We start from the raw sequence: 21,130 nt of genomic DNA on the forward strand, positions 1-21,130 counted from the left end.
AAGGTTTAACGGCATCTTCAAATTATATCAATTTATTAAAATAACCGTCAAGGATTTTAAACAAACATAAAAAAACCTCCGACATTAATACAAAATATAAGCCGAAGGTTTTAATATAATATTTAAAATTACCTTAAAATGCCTATCATTATTTTAAAGATTCAAGATAACCTGCCAAGGCATTAAGCTTTGACGCTTGAATATTTCTGTGTCCGGGCATAATCACCATATAGGACTTACCATTAATAGTGACGGAAGTTCCCGACGCAAAATGGGCGGATGGATCAGTTATCTGAGTCTTAAGCCATGAAAGACTCCTTTTGCTCCCGACATGCGAAAGGTCAGGGCCGATTGAACCGCCTGCGCCGTTAATAGTATGGCAAGCAATGCAACCTTCGGAACTAAAAATAGATGCCCCTGATGCGGCAAAAACCGTGGAAGCGCTAAACGTTAAAGCCGCGGCAATTAATAGAAATGTAATAATCTTTTGCATAATAGAATTTTTCACCTCCTTTAAAAAAATTGAATTAATACTCAAAACAATACCTTTGATACTTATTATGTTTATATAATAAAATAAATTTAATGTCAATGACTTTTTAAACCGTTTATAAAGGATGAACCGCTGTTGTTTTTTTTATTGACCTTTATCCCTAATAAGAATTAAAATAACCGAACACAAAAAAATAAACAAGTAATAAATACTATTATCTCTCGGAGGATCTATGTTTTCAACTTTCAAGTCAAGGCTTTACATTTCAGCGGTTGTTATGTTTTTACTTTTTCTTTTTATTGATTTAATGATTGTCGGTTATATCAGCAGTTTCAGATATTCATCACTCAAGCAGTCCGTTATCAGCTCCACGATCACATCCCTATCAATGGCTAACCGTGACATTTTAAGTATAATATACCTTTCAAAAATAAGAAAAGATAAAATGTTAATTGCAAAATTAGAAAAAAAGGATTTCAATCCCTCTAAAATAGATAATAAAATAGCCGTACTAATAAAAAAACTGCATCTGAGGAGGAAAGGGCAGATTATAGCCATTAATGGTTTTTATTCCGGTTTTAAGCATGAAAAATTTGAGACGGTTTTCGGCGTAAATAAGAAATATTTAAAAAGACCTACTAATCCGAAATCTGTTGCGGCAATGAATAAATTAAAAATATTTTTAGCGCAATATAGACCGATGATTGTGAAACTCGTAAAAAATCCTTTCACCTTTGGTCCGACGGCGAGTATTGATTACTATAGGGATGGAGTACATACGATTATTAAATCGCTTACTATCGTCGAAAAAAATATATCTAACGGTTCCAGTAAAAAGATGACTTCCTTATTTGATATATTTGTAATTACTCCGTTTTTAGTACTGATAGGTTTACTTTTGGTGAGTTTCTATTTTAAGAGGGCACTGATAGATAAACTTGAAATCGCGATTAAAAGGATAGAATGCGTTGCCCGCGGAGATATAAGGACTAAAATAGAAATCAGCATAAATCCAAAAAATGAGATAGGAAGGCTCATAGGGCACGTCAATACTCTGATAGAATCTTTATCCTCTAATGTCAAATCTATAAATAACGCAGTCAATTCCATTTCCAGCCAGGGAGAAGAACTCAATAACTCTTCAAGAGAGCTTAAGGATAATATGAAAAATATGAAGCAAAGCAGTTCTTCAATAGTAGAATCGATAAAGCAAATAACTATGGCCATCTTAGATGTAGCTAAAAATTCAAGTTCAGGTGCTAAAGAGGCGGACCACACCCAAGAAGCGACTGAAGAAGGATACAATGCAGTTCAGGGCGTTATCGAAGAGATAAACTCAATTGAAAAAGCAGTCGATAAAGCATCATCCGTAATGGAAGAATTAGGTGTTTCATCGCAAAAAATAGGGGAGATTATAGCGGTAATTGATGAAATAGCCGATCAAACTAATTTATTAGCCCTAAACGCAGCCATAGAGGCCGCAAGAGCAGGTGAGCAAGGAAGAGGTTTTGCCGTGGTAGCGGATGAAGTCAGAAAACTAGCCGAAAGAACTACAAAAGCGACGAAAGAAATCACCTCAATGATAACTTCCATTCAAGGCGATTCCGTAAAGGCTATAGAATCAATGAATAGCGGAAAAGAGGAGGTAAAAAATGGTGTCAATGTTGCAAAAAAAGCAGGGAAGAGGATCGAAACCATAAGAGAACTGGCAAATAAACTGAAGGATATGATTACTCAAATAGCAGCGGCTACGGAAGAACAGTCGATAGTTACCGAAGAGATTTCCGTTTCGTCTGATTTAATCTTAAAAGCACAAGAATCTACATCTGCAAGTGCAGAACAAATCCAATCTAGCGCTTTGGAATTATCAAAACTTGCATCTATACTATCTAAAAATATAGCTGTTTTTGAAATATAAATAACAATATAAAGATTTTAGTTGGAGGTATTGTTAAGAATATGGAGAAAAATATTTTTTCAGAATGCAATTACTAAAATTTTTCTTGCAATTTTATCTGTATAAAATATAATAAAAGATTGTGTTTTTATCTTAATTTTAAGAAAGGAGGTAAGACAAAATGAATTCTTTAGGGACGCATTTGCTTTTAGAATTAAAAAAATGTAGAAAAAATATTTTGGGAGATCTTAATTTTGTCGAAACCGCTTTATTAGATGCGGCGGTGGAAGCAAAAGCAACTATAGTGGAGTATAAATTTCACGAATTTAACCCTTTTGGAATTAGCGGAATGGTAATAATAGCAGAATCTCATCTTTCTATACACACATGGCCGGAATATGATTATGCGGCAGTGGATATTTTCACCTGCGGAAATTTAATAAAACCTCAAGAAGCAGCAGAATTTTTGATAAAAAGATTCAAGTCTTTGGAGCCGCAAATTATGGAGATAAAGAGAGGACTTATATCTATTTACGACGAAGAACTTCCTCATAAGGTACTGTGCGAAGAAAAGTTTGTCGCCCGTTAGCGTAAAATTTTAGTAAATTTTTTGTCAAATTTACCGTAACAAAATATTTTTTGGGAAACTCCTATATCTAAATTTTCCAATATTGTAAGAGCTTTTTTTATACTTTCTTTGTCAAACGGTTTTTTAAAAGAGCATGATAAATCTAAAATTGGATAAAGCACAAATTTGCGATTAAACACTTCTGGGTGCGGTAATTTAAGTTTCGGTAGTTCTAAATTTACAAAATTTCTTAAAAAATTGTCATAAATAAAAAGAATATCTATATCTATATCTCTCGGCATATATCTTTCGGTTTCATTTTTTCTCCCCATGTTTTTTTCTATATTTTTCAAAATCAAAAGAAGTCGTTCTGCAAAAATCCTGCCTGTCCCAATAAAGCCTTGCATTCTTCCTGTTTTTCTTAATAATCTAAATAAAATGACGCAATTTAGAAAATCAGGCTGGTTTGCATTTCCTACCGGCGAAGACAAATAAATGTTAGAAGCAACCATAACCGCAATATCGGTCATTTCTTTTTTTACTAGATCTATAGCCTCTATTAGGTTGTCCTCTAATCTTCCAACATTACTCCCTAATCCTATACAAATATCGTAAAAAATGCTATCTGATTCCAATTCTATGCACCCATACGCATTAAAGCCTCTTCAATACGGTTTTCACTTATGGTCAAAGAAAACCTCACGTATCCTTCTCCGTAACCGCCGAATCCGGAACCTGGAGTTACTATTATGCCGGTTTCATTCAATAATGATATCGCAAAATCTTTCGACGTCATATTCATTTCAGGGACATGCGCCCATACATAAAAGGTAGCATCAGATTTATAAACCTTATATCCTAATTTTTCCAATCCTCCTACCAATAGACTCCTTCTTTTTTTATATATAGAGTTATTATCTTTCACGACATGAAATTCATTATCTAATCCGTAAGCCGCCGATAGCTGTATTGCTTGAAATACACCGGAATCCAAATTGGTTTTAACGGCCCCAAGTCCTTTTATTACATCTTCGTTTCCTACTGCGAATCCAATCCTGAACCCTGTCATGTTAAAAGTCTTGGAGAGCGAATTAAACTCAATTCCGATATCCTTCGCCCCGTTAACCGATAGAAAAGAATCGTTTTCCTTCTCACCGGTATAAATTTCGGAATATGCAAAATCATGAGCGACTATAATGCCATTCTTCTTTGCAAATTTCACTACTTCGTTAAAAAAATGTTTATCCGCTGTTGCCGAAGTCGGATTATTCGGATAATTTAAAAACATTATTTTAGCCTTTTCTAAGATATTCGCAGGTATACAAGAAAAATCCGGCAAAAAATCGTTATCTTCTAATAACGGCATAAGATATGGAATTCCACCCGCAAAAACAGTACCTGCCCTGTACACCGGATAACCAGGATCCGGTATCAACACTACATCTCCAGGATTTATAAAAGCCAGAGGAAGATGCCCTATGCCTTCTTTAGAGCCTATTAATGATAAAACCTCGGTTCCGGGATCCAATGAAACACCGAATCTTTTATCGTACCAGCCGGAAACGGACTCTCTAAACTCTAGAAGTCCTTCGTATGAAGGATATTTCTGATTAATGTCTATCTCGCTTTCTTTTTTTAATACATTAACTATTTCCTTGGGAGTCGGCAGATCGGGATCTCCTATGCCGAAACTTATTATGTCTACTCCGCCTGCTTTTACTTGCGCTTTCATTTTGTCTATTTCGGCAAAAAGATATGCCGGAAGTTTATTTAACCTCTCAGAAAAATTAAATTTCATATCGCCCATTCTCCTCCTCATGTGCCTGTTTAATATATTTAACGATTTAAATTAATAGATACTTTATCAAAAGTACAACATATTTTTAACAAAAATATTTTACTACATTTTATATTAAAATCTTTTTAATGTCTATATATTTTAAGGCCATTTTTTTAAGTACAACTATATCTTCCAACTGTTTCTTGGTATTTAAATAAGGTATCTCTCCTAAAATTGGAATATCGATATACTCGCTAAGTACTTCTTTATTGGAAAATATGCTCTCATCGGTCTCATTCAGGACATTATTTATAATTATGCCTGATATTTTTATATCATGTATTTTTACATATTCTATGTTTAACAATGTTTGATTTATCATTCCTAATCCTGCTTTTGTAACTAAAATAACACCGGCATCGATATATTTTGCAATATCTATCATAAAATGCTTTTGTTTTAAAGGAACAAGCATGCCCCCTGCCCCTTCGACAATCATATAATCATAATTATTGCTTAGCTCGTAAAACCTTAAAAGTATCTCTTTGATACATAATGTTTTACCTTCATATTTCGACGCAGCGTAAGGAGATAACGGGTTTTCAAAAGTAAACGGAGTTATAACGTCAAGATCTTCGGTTAGACCACCAATATTTTTTAAATATCTGCCATCCGTATAGTTCTTAGAACCGGCTTCATCAACTTTAACTCCGGTTTCAACAGGTTTCATAAATCCAGTATTTAAGCCATGTTGTTTAAATGCGAGTAATAAAAGCAGGCTGACTAATGTTTTGCCAATATTTGTATCCGTGCCGGTTATAAAAAATATTTTATCTGACATAATAATAAATTATGGTATACGAGAAAGGAATCCGTCTGATTATTTTAATTAAAGAGATAAATTAAAAAACATTTCATATCCGATATTTCAAGAATCATATGTTCAATCATTTTGTAGATTCTGTCTTTATATGCTTATTTTTTAAAGGCTTTTTTAATTGTATTCACGAATTCTGCCGGATCAAATTTTATAACGTAGAAATCTGCGCCGGCACTCATTCCTTTGCTCGAATTTTCGGCTCCACTCAAAGAAGAATGCATTATTACCGGAATATTTTTATATTTGTCGTTGGATTTTAATGTTTTTGTAAAGGTATAACCATCCATAACGGGCATTTCCACATCACATATAATTACATCTAATTCGTATTTACCTTCATATACTATATCTAATGCCGCCTTACCGTTTTCTGACAGTATAGTTTTAAACCCCTCCTTGATTAGAGCATTATTGATTATTTTTCTTGCGGAAGACGAATCATCAATAATAAGTATGGTCCTATCTCCGTTGAATTCTCGCTCCTCTACGCTTATTTCCTTATTTTCTTTATTATAGAATCCAAGCTCATCAACAATAGACTCAAAATCCAGCAAAAGTAAAAGCTCATCGTTTTCTACCTTAATAATACCTGTCACTTTGGAATCAACGGAACTTACGGACGAAAGTTCCGGAGCGCTTATATCGTTCCATGAAACACGCCTTATTTTAGTAGTCTCATGGACAACAAAGCCGACTTTAATTTTATTGAATTCGGTTATAATTACTTTAAAATTCTTTCTATCCAATTCTTCTGGTTCGAGTATATCCATCCATTTTGGAAGATTAACTAATGGAACTACAAAACCTCTCAGATTGAACATGCCGTCAACAAATTCCGACGTGTTAGGAGTTTCCGATATATCTTCAGGCATTTTAATTATTTCGATAACCTTAGCAACGTTTATTCCGTAAATACCTTCTTTTTTTTCTCCTTCTTCATCTATCCTAAATAATCTAAAATCAACCAGTTCCATCCTGTTTTGCCCGACTTCCAAGATATCGTGTCCCGGGTTCACTTGGTTCTGCATAATCTTCTCCCTTTATCGAAAAATTATAATTTTAGATAAACGCCAATCAAAAAATAGCAGTATACTGATGATATTTTCATTATTTATTGGTCGTCAACCCACGGATTTTCTTCAACCTCTATGATACCGCCCAAGCAGTCTTCTGAAATTATTCTGTTTCTGCCTCTATTTTTAGCCTCATAAAGCAGATCATCCATACGCTTAAATAAATCACGGGGTTTATTTTCAAACTCCTTCCTATAAAATGTAATTCCCATACTAATTGTAATCTTTTTTATATCTTTAATTTTAATTTTTAGAATCATCTGTTTTATTTTTCTGGCAACATCGATGGCATCGGCAATGTGGGTAGACGGTAGGCATAAAATAAATTCTTCCCCTCCGAATCTTACAGCGATATCGGACTTCCTTATGTTATCCTTTAGTACACCTGCAACTTCTTTTAAAACGGCATCTCCTTTTTCGTGTCCGTAAGTATCGTTAATCTTTTTGAAATAATCTATATCACACATTATTAAGGAAAGAGGGATATTGTACCTCGAGCTTTGAGCAAATATATTTTCATAAAAAATGTCAAAATATCTTCTATTATAAAGATCAGTTAGGCTATCCTTTAATGCCATGTTTTCGAGATCACTATTAAATATCTCTTTTCTAAATCTTATAAAAAGTAAAGCTATAAATAGAGTAAAAATAAATATAATTAAATTGTTATAAAAAATAATGCTTGAAGTTAAGTCGAATATATTTATAAAATTAATAAACAAAAAAATAAATTCTATTGAAAGCTGAATAATTATTATTGAAAAAATTATATAGTAATATTTTTTCTTGTTCATAAAATTTAAAGGCACATTTTGACGATTGTTAAGACTATTTTATAACAAATTCTATACTTTTTAAAAATTTATTACAATCCATTTTTTCAATTGATTTCTCAACAAACATTATGAAATTAAATAAAAATTCTGAAACATCATTCGAAAATATTATCGTACTAATCTTTATTTTCGTTCTCTCTGTCATTTTTATACATCGATATTTAACAGTAATAAAATATGCCGAAATGTCAACTTATAAAAAAGATATCAATAAAATAGATATAGCTATAGTTATTTATAAGGTAAAATACGGTAAATTTCCCGACAATCTTTCCGTCTTAGTAAAAAAAAACTTTGTTAAAAATATTAAAGTAAACAAAAAAGGATACCCCGTTACACCTTTCGGTAAAAGATTTGTTTATAAAAGAAAAATCGGCGCGGTAATTTTGAATAGCAACAACCTAACACGCGGGAAATGGTAGATAATATCATCATTACCTGCAATAAATTAAAGAAAACATACAAAATCGCGGGAAAGGATTGCTCTATAATTATTTTATAGGTACTCAAAGAACTCTCTATCTATCGCCGCTCCATATTTAATAACCTCGGCGAAACCGTTTTTCAACTCTCGATATTCAAGGGTGCCAAGCAAATCAACATCAATAATTACGCATTTGGGCCGGTAAAACGCTCTGATAAGATTTTTGTCTCCGGGATGATCTATGCCTGTCTTTCCGCCTACGATAGAATCTACGTCAGAGAGTAATGTAGTCGGAATCTGGATAAAATTCACCTCTCTTAAATAGGTAACCGCAGCAAATCCGGTAAAATCACCAATAACGCCGCCAAAGGCGATTATGGCCTGCCCCCTTTCAAACCTATTTTCAACGAGTTTATCATAAAGGTAAGAAAGGTATTTCATGCTTTTAGTGCCCTCGCCATCGGGCAGTACTATTATAAAAGATTCGACGCTTACACGCTTTAGAGAGTTATTTAAAAGGCTCCCGTATAAACCGCTCACCATTTCCGTAGTCACAGTGCATACCCAGCCGTTAATGCTGATTGTCTTAATGGCCTCCTCTATCCCGTCACCAGCGTGGGCATCCAACGTATTTTTATCATCAGGTATGCTTTCGCATCCGCACGTTATATGTGAACCTATCAATATATCGTAACTGGCGTCACTCATCTGACCACTTAAATCTACCCTTATCTTCAAAATCACGTCCTTTTCCAAACTGTTTGACTGCTAATTTATTTGACATTATATCATATTTGTATTTTAGCCATTAACCTTTTCTCAAATGCACTGCCGAAAAGCCTTATGATTAAACAAATGAAAGCTATATAAAAATTGTATTGACAAAAAGATGAGCCTGTTTTATAAACAATAAGGCGTTTCTTTATAATCAAGCAGATCCAATCCGGAAACATCTCTTTTTCAATAAAAAACCTTGTAAGGATAGAATATTATGCTACATCAAATATTATTTCAAGTTTTAAATTATTCAGGCTTACTAACTACATTGTTAGCCGTATGGTTCTTTTCCTCTCATAAATATAAGGTAGGATTTGCAGTATCTATGTTGAGTTGTATTCTATGGATAGCAATAGCATATATCGACAATGTACTGAGCCTTCTGCTTTTAAATGTGATATTGCTAATTTTAGATATAAAAGGTTATTTTAAGAAGGATGACGGCAATAAGGTGGAGACATAGTAAGATGATAGAATCAAATTTTTCCATGTATTTCCAGCTCTTACCTTATTGAGCAGTTCATTTAAAATCAAGTAAAAAATTCAGAACTATACCTCGTTTTTTAACAGTTATATTTTATTTTCTCTTATGTTGGTCATTTATAATCCCACTACTTCAATAATCCTTAATTTAATAAACTCATTAAATTCATCTTCATTGATAATAGATATTATAATTTCTAAGAGTAACTCATCATCGATTTTACCTTCTGATAGCCATACAACAATATTTTCCATCTCTTGAATAAACTTATCGATACAATATCCGTATCCATTAAGTTCTAAGAAGTATGCCCCTAAAACCAAACTTGAACGTTTGTTGCCATCATTAAATGGATGAAATTTATTGACTGCATAAGCCAAGTGTCTCAACTTTTTTTCAAAAGTAGGATAATACGTATCATTTTGTATATGTTCCAATGCGCTTTCTAATAATACTATCTCTCTTTGACCGTTCAAACCGCCACTATTTTCTATTATCCAATCGTGTATTTTCACGGCATACTCAATATTAAAATAAAATAGTTCAAATTTCATCATCTATCTTTTAGTCTTTTTAAAACTGCTAATGTTTCCGGATCCGATAATCGCTCTTCGAGAGATTTGCTTGTTTCACCTAAAAACTTATCAAAATCACTTTTAGGCACAGACTGAATATAGCGCTCTAATTTTTCATGCAATGCATCTCTAAAACACATTTCGTGGCTTGCCATTTTTGCTCTTGCATCCTCTATATGTGGCGTTAAAAATGGATTTTTTAATGCTTCTTCCATGATTTTATCTAGTTCGGGTGGTTTTAGCTTCCGTCCTAACTTTTTATAACTATTGCTCATCTCTGTTGCTAACTCATGTTCAAAACTTGCTATAGCATTTAAAACTTCAGCATACATAGTATCTCTTGCTTTGTCTTTTTTTGGAAGGCTCAATATTTTTTTATACTCCGCCATATTTTCTAAAAATATAGCTTTATATATTGCATTTGTGTACTTTCCGTATTTCCAGTTATCCGCTTGTAAATACTCATCTAATGCACTGACAAACTCTTCCATATAGCTATATTCTTCATAAACTGATGGCAAGTAACCTTCATCTCTTTGATTTATATATTTTGTATGTCCACCTGATCTTTGAGCCACAACATCCATGACAATATCTAGTATTTTACCTCTTATGTCTTTTGCTCTTTGACTTTCGGTAACAATCATAGCAATATTCAATACCGCCCTAAAAGAAAATACTCCTAATGATGGAGCCTTAGATATGTCGGCGGCATCAATGCCGCCGACATACTCTTTAAACTTTTTTAGCTCTTCGCCTTTTAAAATAGCGTATCCATTCTTAGAAATCTCTTCTTTATTGCTTTCTAGATACCTGTCTACCGTTCTCTCGTCTATTTGTAAAAGATTTGCAACTTGTGTTTTTGTAAAAACCCTTTTACCTTCCCAGTGCGTACCACCAAGGGCAAGATAAAATTCTATTCTATCTAAGGCATAGTCATTATTTAAAATATTTTGCCTTGTGATATCTGATGATGTTAAATCTTTCATAATATATACCCTTTATTCAAATTTATGCCATTCTATCCGCCAATATCTCCGGGCACTGCTTCATTACTAATTAGCACATTAGTCTTTACAATCAGTTTTAAACAAAGCCACCAAAAATATATAGTTTCAACTGACCTAAAATTATCGGCTCTTAATCCGTGAGCAATGTTATTTCTTATATTATACCCAATTTGATTTGATAAAAGGATGTTGAATTCAAATATTAGATTATCTCCCAACACATCAAGCAACCTTTCTTCCTTTAATAACATACCCAAACCTTTTTCCGTTTCAATGCCGTTGGAATCAAGAATCGTTGTTTTGACCTGTATTTGTTTTAAAAGAATTCTAATAATATTTTCTACCTGAGGTATCAGTATGTGAGTTGATACAAGAAAATTTTGTTCAAAACCAAAATATAAACCTTCAGACCACGCGCTTATTCTATCTATAGGTACCAAGAAAGAGTTCGAGCAAAGAGCAATCATATATTGCTTGCTTATCCTATGTTCAGCAATTAATTGCTGGCAAGCGGGGATAATATTAACCTGGGTTGCAAACGAAACATGAATACTGTACTGCTGGATGGTTTGAGCCTCCAGTGCCTGCATATATACATCAGATTCTCCACCACTGACATCTAAAGCGCACCTCTTATATACAACTCTACCATCCGATGATAAATAAGAAGTGCTAAGCATACTAGTGAACGGATGAAATTTTAAAATACCTTCAGCTTTCTCTTCTATTTTAGCAAGGATTAGATCTGGCGAGATCTTTGATAAAATTACTATTGCCTTGTCGAGTTCTTTGCCTTTTATAGCCTTAATACTTTTATTGGCATCTTCAGATCCATCCACGCCTTCCGTTTGAACAAGATACATGTCTCCAAGTGATAGTTTATTTACATATGACATCTTTTGATAAAGTTCGTTAATTCTTTTATCTATTTGTAATTTGTCTTTGTGGTACGCAGAAATAGATCTATATTCTTGTAGCGCATTTTCATAAAGACTTCCAGTAGCTATTTGGCTATCTTTTCCGCCTTGTGCTTTATTAGCAAAAGTTTCTGCGATTTCAATCGTAGTCTTGTTTGCATTTTCTTTGTCATCAGACTTTTTGTACCATTCGTGAATAGCTTGAAAATATTCTCTTGCAACGTACCAGTCATCTTTTGATAAAAATTCTTTAGCAAAATTATCTAACTTCTTAATGATATTCGCATATTCACCTTTATCTATCTTCGAAATTGATAATAAATAATTTAGCCGAATGCAATGATACTTATTTTCAACCTTAGCTACATCAAAATTATTTAGCAATATTGCGCGTAAATCTTCAAGTGGTTGTTTTGTAGCAAGAGATAATCGAATAGCTCTTTCAAATCCTCCTGCTGAATCAAGCGATATTTCATCATGGGCTAAACAGAATTTGCCATATGCACTTAAGGCTATTTTTAAATAATTAAACCTATCTTTTTCTCTTAATAACCACAATATATCAGCTATTCTGGCTTTGAGTTTAATATTTTCGCATATTTCAACTATGCTTTCAAAAAAGATGATATTTTCTTCTGAAAAATCTTCCGGAAGTGTTGTCCTTTCTCTATTAATTGTGAACCTCGGAATAAATGGTTCATTTAGATTTTCCGGCTTTAGCATCATCGAGAAAACACAGGATAAAGCCATAATACTTTACTTGCCCGTTTATTGTCCGCTTCAATTTCTTTTTTTTTGCACGTCCTGAAAGGATATTAAAATAGTCTAAATAACTATCTCGACTCGATCCATTGATAATTTCTATGCAATTGGATGCTTTAAAATCTTCAGCAGTAATTTGAATCCCATCGTTATATATTGACCCTGTCAAACCTTAACCCTCACTTCCCCAATTATAAAAAGCATATCTCCCATATTCTCAAGAGCCTCTATTTTTTCAAATCATACCTGATTGTATCATTAAATTGGCTCATTAGATTCTTGGTTGGTTTTATTATTTCCAGACTTTTAAAGATTATTTCTGATTCATCAGCCTCTAAAAGGTTTATAATATCTTTCATTTGCCAATTCCAACATATGTTTGTCACCAATACTGTCACCATAGGCATAAATATACTCATACTCATTTAAGCTATATTCTTCTTTAATACGATTTACCTTTTCAACACCATAACAATTTTTTGTCAATAAGTCACCTGTTACCATATCTGTAATCTTCAATTTTGTTGCAAGCAATTCTATACTATTACGTTCACACCACGGCTTCAACAAACACTCCATGGAAGCAGAGACAATTACAACTTTATGACCCTGATCTTTATGCCATTTTATTTTATCTATTGCTTTTGGTCTTACAATGCTGTCTATATGCTTTAATGAGTACTCCATTGATGCTTTCAAGAATATATCTTTTGCAATATCTTTAAAAAACCAAGAAAGCATTTTTTGTTTTGCTTTATAATTTGGAATAAGTTTGAGTTTATACAAAATAAGCACAGGAGACAAAGCTACTAATCCTGTTAAAAACCTTCTATCCGCAACAACAAATCGGATAAACCTTAATAAACTATCACCTGTCGTTATCGTTCCATCGAAATCAAAAAAAGCAATTTTCATATATTATATACTCATTTTCTTAAATATAAATTCTGGAATATGTTTGATGATAAGCATCACAAACCGCCATATCGCTTTTGTATATAAAACATCAACACCCTTTTGCTGAGCATTAAATATATCATTTGCCACATCTTCGGGTTTAGCAGTTAGTTTTGCCGGTAAGTCGAGCCCCTGTGTCATCTTTGTGTATACAAATCCCGGTTTAACTGTCAAAACTCTAACTCCACTTTTAAACAATCTATTTCTGAGTCCACTTAAATATGCGCTAAATGCAGCCTTGCTACTTCCGTAGATATAGTTTGCCTTTCGTCCTCTATCCCCCGCAACCGAGCTGACACCGACAATAAAACCACTTCCATTTTTTTCATAATCATTTGCTACGATATTTAAAAGACTCGCTATTCCTGTATAATTTACGTTGATAGTGTTTAAAGTTTCACTCCAATCATTTTGGCACTTCTCTTGCCGGCCCATATATCCGGCAATTATAATAATTCCTGAAGGTTTTGGTTCTAAGCTGTCATAAAAATCTCGGTGTGTATCAAATGCTACTAAGTCTAATTCTCTTAGTTGTACGTCTTTACCATATCTTAATTTTATATCTTGAGCTAACTCATTAAGTGTCTCCGCATTTCTGGCTGCAAGATACAGATCGTAAGCATTTTTTGCATAAACTCTAGCAACCTCTTTTGCTATATCACTTTTTGCTCCAATTATTAAAACATAACTCATGACTATATCCCCACTCTTTTACTTTGAAGTGAATTGAATTTTTTGTACATATCGTATTTTTTCCTTATTTGCCTGAATTTATTAATTTGCGGATACCCTTTTTCAAAAGTCTCTTTTGATACTCTTGTGTCTTTTGCCAGATAGATTCGTCCGCCATATTTTAATACTATATCATCAAGTACATTCAAAAACTCAAAAAGTCCGGGCTTTATTTTGAAATCAAGTGCCAAACTATAACCCTCCATTGGAAATGAAAGATAGTTTTCATTAGCTTTTCCGCAAAGTTTTAGGACTGCCAAGAATGAGCCTTTGCCGCTATTGGATATCTTAGTTAAAATCTCCTTTAATCCATCATAGCTAACATCTTTCGGTAAGACAAATTGATACTGCGTAAATCCATCTTTTCCGTATATTCTATTCCAATTATTTATAGCATCAAGCGGATAAAAAAATGTATCAATATCAATCTTTTGTTTACTTACGCCATTTGGTGCTTTTTTGTAGTATAACCAATTAAAAGCCCTTACGCTAAGATTGTTTAAAGCAAATGATGGAAAATTAAAAGGGATATTCAATTTCTTTTTCTCTTTAAAATCAAGCTTACCATCATGGGCAAAATTACCAATCATCAGTAAGCACTTCCCTATATCATCACCACTTGCAAGACAATCTATCCAAGCTACTGAATATGGTTGATCGCTATATTTTTCAAAAACTTCAAATGTTTCCGCTAGATTTTTTGTTTTTATTGTAGTTTGTTCTATATATTTTGAATTAATTTTTTTTAAACCAATTTTTGCGTAAAGTATTACTCCGGTTAGCCCCATGCCTCCGCAAGTAGCAAGAAATAGCTCATCATCTTTCGTGCAGGTTTTAATCTCTCCATTTGGTAACATCAGGCTAAACTCTTGGACACAACTACTAAAACAACCCTCTACGTGGTGATTTTTACCGTGAATATCACTAGCAATCGCCCCACCAACTGTAATAAGCTTAGTTCCGGGGGTAACTTTTAAAAACCAACCTTTAGGGGCAAAAATTTCTATGATCTCACTAAGAAGCACCCCGCTTTGACAATGCAATATTCCATTTTCTTCATCAAAGCCTAAAAAATAGTTATACGGTTTACAGTAGATTATATTATCATTTAAAGCGCTATCTCCATAGCTTCGTCCATTTCCAAATGAGATAAACTCTTTATCTTTTGCTATCTGTTCTTTTAAACCATTTTTATCATTTAAGATAAAACTTGTGTTTTGTCTTTTTGGATACATGCCCCAACTATTTAGACTCATTTTTTCTCCTCGAGGCCAACTGAACTCCATTCTCCCCATTTGGAACTATTATCTATCATTTCAATAGTTAAATTAGTATATTTTTGGCTGATATCAAAGACAATTACACCCCAATTTGTCTGACTAACTAAATTACCGTTAAATATTTCTTTTCCATTACTATATATTTTTATTTGCTGACCTTTAGTCCTTGGTCCTGTTTTATATAATAATCTTGAATTATTTGATATCTTTAGTTTGATGTGAGCTTTGCTTTTATCCCCATTAATGAAACTTCCAAAAATTTTGACACCTTTTATCTTCTTGTTATCAAAAGTTTTATTTTCTACATAATTTGAATTAAGTATATCTTTAGTTGATAAGAGCAACTTATTAGATAAATTTGTTTTGTTCTTAATCCAATAAGGCGGAGCGCTTGGAATAGTTACTTTTAATTTTTTGCTAAAAGTTTTATTAACTATATAAATGTTTTGTTTATTAGCATTTCTCACTATATATCCATAAAAGCCACTATATTTTGCTTTTGGACCCATTTTTTTAGCAACATCATCACGTTTAAAACCGGTAATTATATATCCTAAAACTTTCCCTTGTTTATTTATAATAAAAGCATCTTTTGGTATTGTTTGTTTTTCTTTATTATATAGCCAACCTCTTACCCTATAGTATTTTGATTCATTTAGGATAAATAGTACTTCAAAAAGTTACTTTCTTTCAAATCTCCTCCTTAAAGGATATTACGGCCTTTTTTTATCTCACAATATAATAGAATACTTTTCATTTTTATTGTTTCTTGTTTTCCCGCTGGGTCAATTCTAACCTGATATGTATCTTTATTCTCAAATGCATATTGCATCGTTACATTGCCTGCAGGATAAAATCTTCTCAAACTATTGTTTATAGAAAAGTGATTTTTTTGCTTTCTAAAAAATATTTCACTCCAACCTTTTTGTTCTCTATCTAACCCAATCTCAATTCCAATATTTTTGCTTGATCTACATTCTTTTGGCAAATCAAATATTATCTGTGTATCATTATTCGCAGATATAAATTTATTATTATTCTTAGAAGCGTTTAGTATTCGTACGATATTTAAATTGAGTTTTATTTTTAGTACTGCTTGTTGTGCATCCGTCCTATTTAAATTATTAACATGTATGTACCAACCAGGATATGTGCTCCATTGAGGATTGATAGGTATGATAAGTTTAGGTACATACTTAGACATCCAAATATAACTCTCAAAATTTAATGAACGTCTATCCACTTTAGTAAATTGCCCTACATCAATTATGATGATAAATACAAATAATATGAATAATATTTTTTTATTCTTTATCAGGAATGGTAATACAATCACAAGTAATGCATATGGTACAAAAAAATATCTATTACCGCCCCCCATTGGGCTTAAAGTTAATGGAAACTTACTTTGCCAAAGTCCCGCAAAATAAACTATTCCCGATGTAAAAATTAAAAGTAAACCCGTGATTTGATTGTTATCTAAATTATTTTTGTATAAGTTATATAATGATTTGACGATGTACATGAAAACCACTGACGAAATTAATATTGAGAGAATTGCAATCAATCCTTTTCCTCCTGATGTAAAAAAAATATAAAAACTTTTTAACCAGTCAAAAATATTCGTATCGATTTTGCCACTAATTCTTTTAGATTCATACATGAAATAAATTTGCACTAAAGATGTTAAAACTATTAATATGTATTTTAAGTGATTATCTCTCAAATCTTTTTTTATTAATGAATTAAGAAATAAAACAGGTAAAAATAAAGCTGAAAAAGGACCGGTTAACCCTAACACTATCAAGATAAGAGTATTCCGTATATTCATTTTATAGCTTTGATCTATAATAATTATGATTAAGCCAATAGCCAAAAACCATTGAATATTAGTAATCGTAAAAAAGACTTCACCTTTGCTAGGTTGCAATAAAATTAAAGAGATGATAAAAAAAGCGATAAAAGTATTAATTTTTTGGGCTATTAACCACTTAAAAATAATATACATTGAAAAGATAACACCAGTTATCCAGCCTAAAAATAATAAAATTGGAAGATATACTAAATTTAAATTTACTGCGAAGAGTGTTATAAGTCGCGGATAAAGATGAAGATAACCCGCATACGGGGTTAAAATTGAGACAATTCCGATTGATAATGCTTGGTTAATAAATATATTGCCATCTTCAGCCCATAAATATCTACCATCAAAGAAATTAATATTTCCAAGTCTAAAGAATAATACCGTAATTATGATTCCGAACAAAAATACATAAGAGCTATTTAATTTTAATTTAACCATTTTTTAACTCTTTTTGAGTTAGGTAGATACCTTTATCAAATATGAATAATTCGGACAAAACAAATTTTAGTTATCATACCTATTTATGCCAAAATAACCACATTGCCAAATGACATATATCGACTATAAAAAAATATACTTCAAAGGGTTTACTAATGTAACAAATCCGTCTATAAATGAAAAAGATATAAATTGCTTAGATTTAAAATTATCTACCATTTATTGCTATTTTTGCAAGATTTCTCCCATAACCAATTGACTCGCTTATTCCTCTATCCTCCGGATAATAATATGACGTATCAGCTATCCAAAGCCCATTAACAGGTATTTTTGCACTTGGAAGATTATCTAAAAAGTTTGGTTCACAAATAGGTTGAGAAAAGTAGTACCTATGCACTCTCATATCTTCGATATCATCCTCTTTTAACGATGCATTGATTTTTTGGAAGCATTTAGATACCTTTACTTTAAAGACTTCGTCAGAATCTTTAAATTTCTCATTAGTTTGAGGCATATAGTACGGAACATAGACAATATTTCCAACTTCCGGATTAAGATTGCCGTATTCTATAATTCCAGGAATATCCATTTCATCGTCATTTGTATTTAGCCAAAAATTCTCCGTAAGAGGTTTGCTTAATTTGGCTATGACGCAAATACAACCAATATTTATCTTGGATAAGTATTGATTCATTACATTACTTGGTAAGTTAGGGGCTATTTTGGCCACTATTGGCAAAGGTACGGAACATATTACTCTATCAAATTCTATAAATTCATTTTTAACTTCTACGCCCCTAACTTTTTTGTTATCCATAACTATTTTATCAACAGGAGAACTAAGACGAAATTCACCGCCATTTAATTCAATATAGTTTTTCATTTCATTTAGTAACGTTTTAGAACCACCACTTAAATAACCAAGTTTCTCTTTAAATACACTATGTCTTGATCTGCCAATCCTTCTTATTCTGCTCCATATCCAAGGTGCAGATAGATTATTTGAGTATTCATAAAACTTTAAAGCAAAAAGTCTTGACCAGAGTTTTTTAAATGCCTCATTGCCTACCCATTTTTTTATCCAAGTGGCTGCATCATATTTTTCGAGAGGCCTCCAATTATTCCTTTTTGTAGATAAAAATGCGTGAAGTCCGTACCTGAATTTTGCAATAAAACTAAGTCCTTTAAATTTTAAAAGAGCTATGGGATTTCCCCAAGGTTGTAATTTGCCATCAAACCAATATCCCATTTTTGTACTGACCCAATTTAATTTATTTGTTAGATTTAATTCATCCAAAACTTCAAAAAAAGCATCATCACTTGTGCAATGAAAATGATAATATCGCTCTATATTTATGCCACCAAAATCAAAAGTAGCACTCATCCCACCTATCCTATCATCTGCTTCAAAAACAATAGGCTCATAACCTTCTTTCACTAGTTGATATGCCACTGCTAATCCCATCGGTCCAGCGCCGATTACCGCAATATTTTTATGATCCATCAAAACTCCAATATATACTTACTGTAAACAGGGCTATTAAAGGTCTCATTTATTGCTTTTTCAAACGAGGTCGATTCTACCTCAAAAATATCCCACCAAGGTATCAGCTCAAAATGGTCATCAGTGACTAATGCCTCAAGTTGCTGTATTGTAAATGGCGGATTTTTGCTAAAGAGCGCGTAACCCCACACTAAAAAATAAAATAGACTATAGGGTATTGTTATAATAGGCGTCCTTAAGCCTTTTACTTTTTTGATAGTTCTTATAATGTCTATGTAATCTACTTCGTCACAACCTGTTATATTATATGTCTCATTTTGAGGTTGTTTCTCCATAGCACTAATTATAATATTACAAAAGTCTTTTTCATAAAGTGGCTGCCTCATATATCTACCGTGACCGGGGATAGGAAAGAATGGAACTTTTTCCATAAATCTACTTAGCCACCCTAAATGTTTTCTGTCAAACCATCCATACATAAGGGTAGGCCTTAAAATACATTGAGGAATTTTTGACTCAATTACCAATTTCTCCTGCTCTTTTTTTGTATTTGTATAAAAATCATCAGCTTTTGAATTGATAACTGAGGAACTTATATGAACTAAATAAGATATATCATATTTTTTCATAACCTCTAAAATATTCTTTGTTGATGTTATGTTATTTCTTATAAACGGCTCAATAGTAGGTGCACCAATTTGTGCTTGGAGCATCAAAACAACATTCGCGCTTTCAAAAGACTTTTCCCATTCACCATATTCTGCTAAATCTGCTTCAATGGCTGTAATATCAGGATGTAACTCTCGAAGAACCATCAAATTTTCGGTATGTTTATCAATTGCAACCAAGTTTGAATATCCTCTTGATTTTAATTGAATTATTAAGTTCTGACCAACCAAACCGGCTGCGCCGGGTATTATTATCTTACTATTCTTATCCAAAATTAACTCCTCTCACTATAATTAAAAAGCTAACAAACCACATTAATATCGTAATTTGCAAGAATTTATCTTTTAAAACCAATTTAGTCGGACTACCGCTATTCTCATATACAAAGGTTATTTGCATATATCTCATAATCCCAAGTATGACAAAAAAAGTTGTGAAATAAAGATAATGAGTGTGCAACTTATTAAGAACACTACTAGAAACGGTATACAATATATAAGAGACTATAATTACGGCTGACATCAGTACCATAACAGCATTGACAAACTCTAAATTGTACCCACTAATATTTTTTCTTGTCTCTTTTCCTTTCAATGCAAAAATAACATCATCTCTTCGTTTTGCAATTGCTAAAAATAGTGCCAATAAAAATGTCATAATTATAATCCACATAGATAAAGTATTGCTAATCACACTTGCACCTGCAAAAAGTCTCAAGACAAATCCAGTGGCAATAATAAATATATCCACAAGCGCCACATGTTTTAGCTTTAATGAATATGCAATATTCAGTATAAAATAGGATATTAGCACAGTGAATAAGTTTATATTTATCAAAAATGCAATTATTAAGGAAACGGCAGATAAAATTACAATCAAGTATTTGGCCAATGCTTTGCTTATATTGCCACTGGCAAGCGGTCTATATCTTTTTTTTGGGTGTTCTTTGTCCAATTCTATGTCTGCAAGATCATTAAAAATATATATACTACTTGCGATCATGGAGAATAAAATAAATGCGATAGAGACATCAAGGAAATTTTGATATTGGAAATTAAAAGAAAACAGCAACGGCGCAAACACAAAAATATTTTTTATATATTGATGCGGCCTCAAAAGTATAATTATATTTTTTATCTTCAATTAAAACCTCCTGCGTATGATGTCAAATTCATACTACAAGTAGAAATCACCGTTCATGAAAATATTT

The 21,130-nt window shown here is 32.4% G+C and carries 21 protein-coding genes; 3 read left to right on the forward strand and 18 right to left on the reverse strand.

Features of this window, described 5'->3' with window-relative positions; genetic code table 11:
- Positions 1 to 148: 148 nt before the first annotated feature.
- Entirely contained in the window at positions 149 to 493 is a 345-nt protein-coding gene (locus ACMCNP_RS01070; protein WP_419312647.1) for a c-type cytochrome, read from the reverse strand.
- A 232-nt stretch (positions 494 to 725) separates the two neighbouring features.
- On the opposite strand from ACMCNP_RS01070, the gene ACMCNP_RS01075 reads away from it, so the two are divergent.
- Both ACMCNP_RS01075 and speD read left to right on the forward strand, forming a co-directional pair.
- The gene (locus ACMCNP_RS01075) at positions 726 to 2,411 is read left to right on the forward strand and encodes a methyl-accepting chemotaxis protein (RefSeq protein WP_419312650.1); all 1,686 of its coding nucleotides are present in this window, start codon (positions 726 to 728) and stop codon (positions 2,409 to 2,411) included.
- Positions 2,412 to 2,571: 160 nt separating this feature from the next.
- Positions 2,572 to 2,979, forward strand: coding sequence for an adenosylmethionine decarboxylase (gene speD, locus ACMCNP_RS01080; RefSeq protein WP_419312653.1), 408 nt, complete (start codon positions 2,572 to 2,574; stop codon positions 2,977 to 2,979).
- Here speD and ACMCNP_RS01085 read toward each other — a convergent pair.
- From ACMCNP_RS01085 to ACMCNP_RS01105, 5 genes are all read right to left on the reverse strand, one after another.
- The gene (locus ACMCNP_RS01085) at positions 2,976 to 3,593 is read right to left on the reverse strand and encodes a 2-amino-4-hydroxy-6-hydroxymethyldihydropteridine diphosphokinase (RefSeq protein WP_419312656.1); all 618 of its coding nucleotides are present in this window, start codon (positions 3,591 to 3,593) and stop codon (positions 2,976 to 2,978) included. The two genes, speD and ACMCNP_RS01085, sit on opposite strands and share 4 nt — an antisense overlap.
- 2 nt (positions 3,594 to 3,595) lie before the next feature.
- Entirely contained in the window at positions 3,596 to 4,756 is a 1,161-nt protein-coding gene (locus ACMCNP_RS01090; protein WP_419312658.1) for an LL-diaminopimelate aminotransferase, read from the reverse strand.
- A 109-nt stretch (positions 4,757 to 4,865) separates the two neighbouring features.
- Positions 4,866 to 5,579: a dethiobiotin synthase gene (gene bioD / locus ACMCNP_RS01095; RefSeq protein ID WP_419312661.1), complete on the reverse strand. Its 714-nt coding sequence runs from the start codon at positions 5,577 to 5,579 to the stop codon at positions 4,866 to 4,868.
- A gap of 134 nt (positions 5,580 to 5,713) precedes the next feature.
- Complete coding sequence (locus ACMCNP_RS01100; protein WP_419312663.1) at positions 5,714 to 6,646, reverse strand: chemotaxis protein CheV; 933 nt, start codon at positions 6,644 to 6,646, stop codon at positions 5,714 to 5,716.
- Between the two features lie 83 nt (positions 6,647 to 6,729).
- Positions 6,730 to 7,485 (reverse strand): GGDEF domain-containing protein, encoded by a 756-nt coding sequence (locus ACMCNP_RS01105; protein ID WP_419312666.1) that lies wholly within the window; start codon positions 7,483 to 7,485, stop codon positions 6,730 to 6,732.
- Positions 7,486 to 7,595: 110 nt separating this feature from the next.
- On the opposite strand from ACMCNP_RS01105, the gene ACMCNP_RS01110 reads away from it, so the two are divergent.
- Positions 7,596 to 7,949 carry a type II secretion system protein GspG gene (locus ACMCNP_RS01110; RefSeq protein ID WP_419312669.1) on the forward strand — a complete coding sequence of 118 codons (354 nt, stop codon included), beginning with the start codon at positions 7,596 to 7,598 and terminating at the stop codon, positions 7,947 to 7,949.
- Between the two features lie 74 nt (positions 7,950 to 8,023).
- Here ACMCNP_RS01110 and ACMCNP_RS01115 read toward each other — a convergent pair whose 3' ends face one another.
- From ACMCNP_RS01115 to ACMCNP_RS01170, 12 genes are all read right to left on the reverse strand, one after another.
- On the reverse strand, positions 8,024 to 8,707 hold the full coding sequence (locus tag ACMCNP_RS01115) for a 3-dehydroquinate synthase family protein (protein ID WP_419312672.1): 684 nt from the start codon (positions 8,705 to 8,707) through the stop codon (positions 8,024 to 8,026).
- Positions 8,708 to 9,328: 621 nt separating this feature from the next.
- Positions 9,329 to 9,766 (reverse strand): type II toxin-antitoxin system death-on-curing family toxin, encoded by a 438-nt coding sequence (locus ACMCNP_RS01120; RefSeq protein ID WP_419314331.1) that lies wholly within the window; start codon positions 9,764 to 9,766, stop codon positions 9,329 to 9,331.
- The gene (locus tag ACMCNP_RS01125; protein ID WP_419314334.1) at positions 9,766 to 10,779 is read right to left on the reverse strand and encodes a DNA-binding protein; all 1,014 of its coding nucleotides are present in this window, start codon (positions 10,777 to 10,779) and stop codon (positions 9,766 to 9,768) included. The genes ACMCNP_RS01120 and ACMCNP_RS01125 overlap by 1 nt, the downstream gene beginning before the upstream one ends.
- A 29-nt stretch (positions 10,780 to 10,808) precedes the next feature.
- Entirely contained in the window at positions 10,809 to 12,464 is a 1,656-nt protein-coding gene (locus ACMCNP_RS01130) for a DUF4209 domain-containing protein (protein WP_419312675.1), read from the reverse strand.
- A 339-nt stretch (positions 12,465 to 12,803) separates the two neighbouring features.
- On the reverse strand, positions 12,804 to 13,391 hold the full coding sequence (locus ACMCNP_RS01135; protein ID WP_419312678.1) for an HAD-IB family hydrolase: 588 nt from the start codon (positions 13,389 to 13,391) through the stop codon (positions 12,804 to 12,806).
- A 3-nt stretch (positions 13,392 to 13,394) separates the two neighbouring features.
- A complete protein-coding gene (locus tag ACMCNP_RS01140) occupies positions 13,395 to 14,126 on the reverse strand; it encodes an SDR family oxidoreductase (protein WP_419312681.1) in 732 nt (243 codons plus the stop codon).
- A 2-nt stretch (positions 14,127 to 14,128) separates the two neighbouring features.
- Positions 14,129 to 15,421, reverse strand: coding sequence for an FAD-binding protein (locus ACMCNP_RS01145; RefSeq protein ID WP_419312684.1), 1,293 nt, complete (start codon positions 15,419 to 15,421; stop codon positions 14,129 to 14,131).
- Positions 15,418 to 15,954, reverse strand: a complete 537-nt coding sequence (locus ACMCNP_RS01150) for a hypothetical protein (RefSeq protein ID WP_419312687.1) — start codon at positions 15,952 to 15,954, stop codon at positions 15,418 to 15,420. The genes ACMCNP_RS01145 and ACMCNP_RS01150 overlap by 4 nt, the downstream gene beginning before the upstream one ends.
- A 194-nt stretch (positions 15,955 to 16,148) precedes the next feature.
- Complete coding sequence (locus tag ACMCNP_RS01155; protein ID WP_419312690.1) at positions 16,149 to 17,747, reverse strand: hypothetical protein; 1,599 nt, start codon at positions 17,745 to 17,747, stop codon at positions 16,149 to 16,151.
- 208 nt (positions 17,748 to 17,955) lie between these two features.
- Positions 17,956 to 19,251: an NAD(P)/FAD-dependent oxidoreductase gene (locus tag ACMCNP_RS01160; RefSeq protein ID WP_419312693.1), complete on the reverse strand. Its 1,296-nt coding sequence runs from the start codon at positions 19,249 to 19,251 to the stop codon at positions 17,956 to 17,958.
- Positions 19,251 to 20,192, reverse strand: a complete 942-nt coding sequence (locus ACMCNP_RS01165; protein WP_419312696.1) for an NAD-dependent epimerase/dehydratase family protein — start codon at positions 20,190 to 20,192, stop codon at positions 19,251 to 19,253. Before ACMCNP_RS01165 ends, ACMCNP_RS01160 begins: the two co-directional genes overlap by 1 nt.
- Positions 20,185 to 21,063: a decaprenyl-phosphate phosphoribosyltransferase gene (locus ACMCNP_RS01170; RefSeq protein ID WP_419312699.1), complete on the reverse strand. Its 879-nt coding sequence runs from the start codon at positions 21,061 to 21,063 to the stop codon at positions 20,185 to 20,187. The genes ACMCNP_RS01165 and ACMCNP_RS01170 overlap by 8 nt, the downstream gene beginning before the upstream one ends.
- Between the last annotated feature and the right edge of the window lie 67 nt (positions 21,064 to 21,130).

Origin of the sequence: Candidatus Acidulodesulfobacterium sp. H_13 (genome assembly GCF_048541835.1) — a bacterium.
Taxonomy (GTDB): Bacteria; SZUA-79; SZUA-79; order Acidulodesulfobacterales; family Acidulodesulfobacteraceae; genus QIJE01.

Coding starts and splice junctions, on each gene's coding strand:
- ACMCNP_RS01070 (WP_419312647.1), bottom strand. CDS start 493: ATGCAAAAGATTATTACATTTCTATTAATTGCCGCGGCTTTAACGTTT.
- ACMCNP_RS01075 (WP_419312650.1), top strand. CDS start 726: ATGTTTTCAACTTTCAAGTCAAGGCTTTACATTTCAGCGGTTGTTATG.
- speD (WP_419312653.1), top strand. CDS start 2,572: ATGAATTCTTTAGGGACGCATTTGCTTTTAGAATTAAAAAAATGTAGA.
- ACMCNP_RS01090 (WP_419312658.1), bottom strand. CDS start 4,756: ATGAAATTTAATTTTTCTGAGAGGTTAAATAAACTTCCGGCATATCTT.
- bioD (WP_419312661.1), bottom strand. CDS start 5,579: ATGTCAGATAAAATATTTTTTATAACCGGCACGGATACAAATATTGGC.
- ACMCNP_RS01100 (WP_419312663.1), bottom strand. CDS start 6,646: ATGCAGAACCAAGTGAACCCGGGACACGATATCTTGGAAGTCGGGCAA.
- ACMCNP_RS01105 (WP_419312666.1), bottom strand. CDS start 7,485: ATGAACAAGAAAAAATATTACTATATAATTTTTTCAATAATAATTATT.
- ACMCNP_RS01110 (WP_419312669.1), top strand. CDS start 7,596: ATGAAATTAAATAAAAATTCTGAAACATCATTCGAAAATATTATCGTA.
- ACMCNP_RS01120 (WP_419314331.1), bottom strand. CDS start 9,766: ATGAAATTTGAACTATTTTATTTTAATATTGAGTATGCCGTGAAAATA.
- ACMCNP_RS01130 (WP_419312675.1), bottom strand. CDS start 12,464: ATGGCTTTATCCTGTGTTTTCTCGATGATGCTAAAGCCGGAAAATCTA.
- ACMCNP_RS01135 (WP_419312678.1), bottom strand. CDS start 13,391: ATGAAAATTGCTTTTTTTGATTTCGATGGAACGATAACGACAGGTGAT.
- ACMCNP_RS01140 (WP_419312681.1), bottom strand. CDS start 14,126: ATGAGTTATGTTTTAATAATTGGAGCAAAAAGTGATATAGCAAAAGAG.
- ACMCNP_RS01145 (WP_419312684.1), bottom strand. CDS start 15,421: ATGAGTCTAAATAGTTGGGGCATGTATCCAAAAAGACAAAACACAAGT.
- ACMCNP_RS01150 (WP_419312687.1), bottom strand. CDS start 15,954: ATGGGTCCAAAAGCAAAATATAGTGGCTTTTATGGATATATAGTGAGA.
- ACMCNP_RS01155 (WP_419312690.1), bottom strand. CDS start 17,747: ATGGTTAAATTAAAATTAAATAGCTCTTATGTATTTTTGTTCGGAATC.
- ACMCNP_RS01160 (WP_419312693.1), bottom strand. CDS start 19,251: ATGGATCATAAAAATATTGCGGTAATCGGCGCTGGACCGATGGGATTA.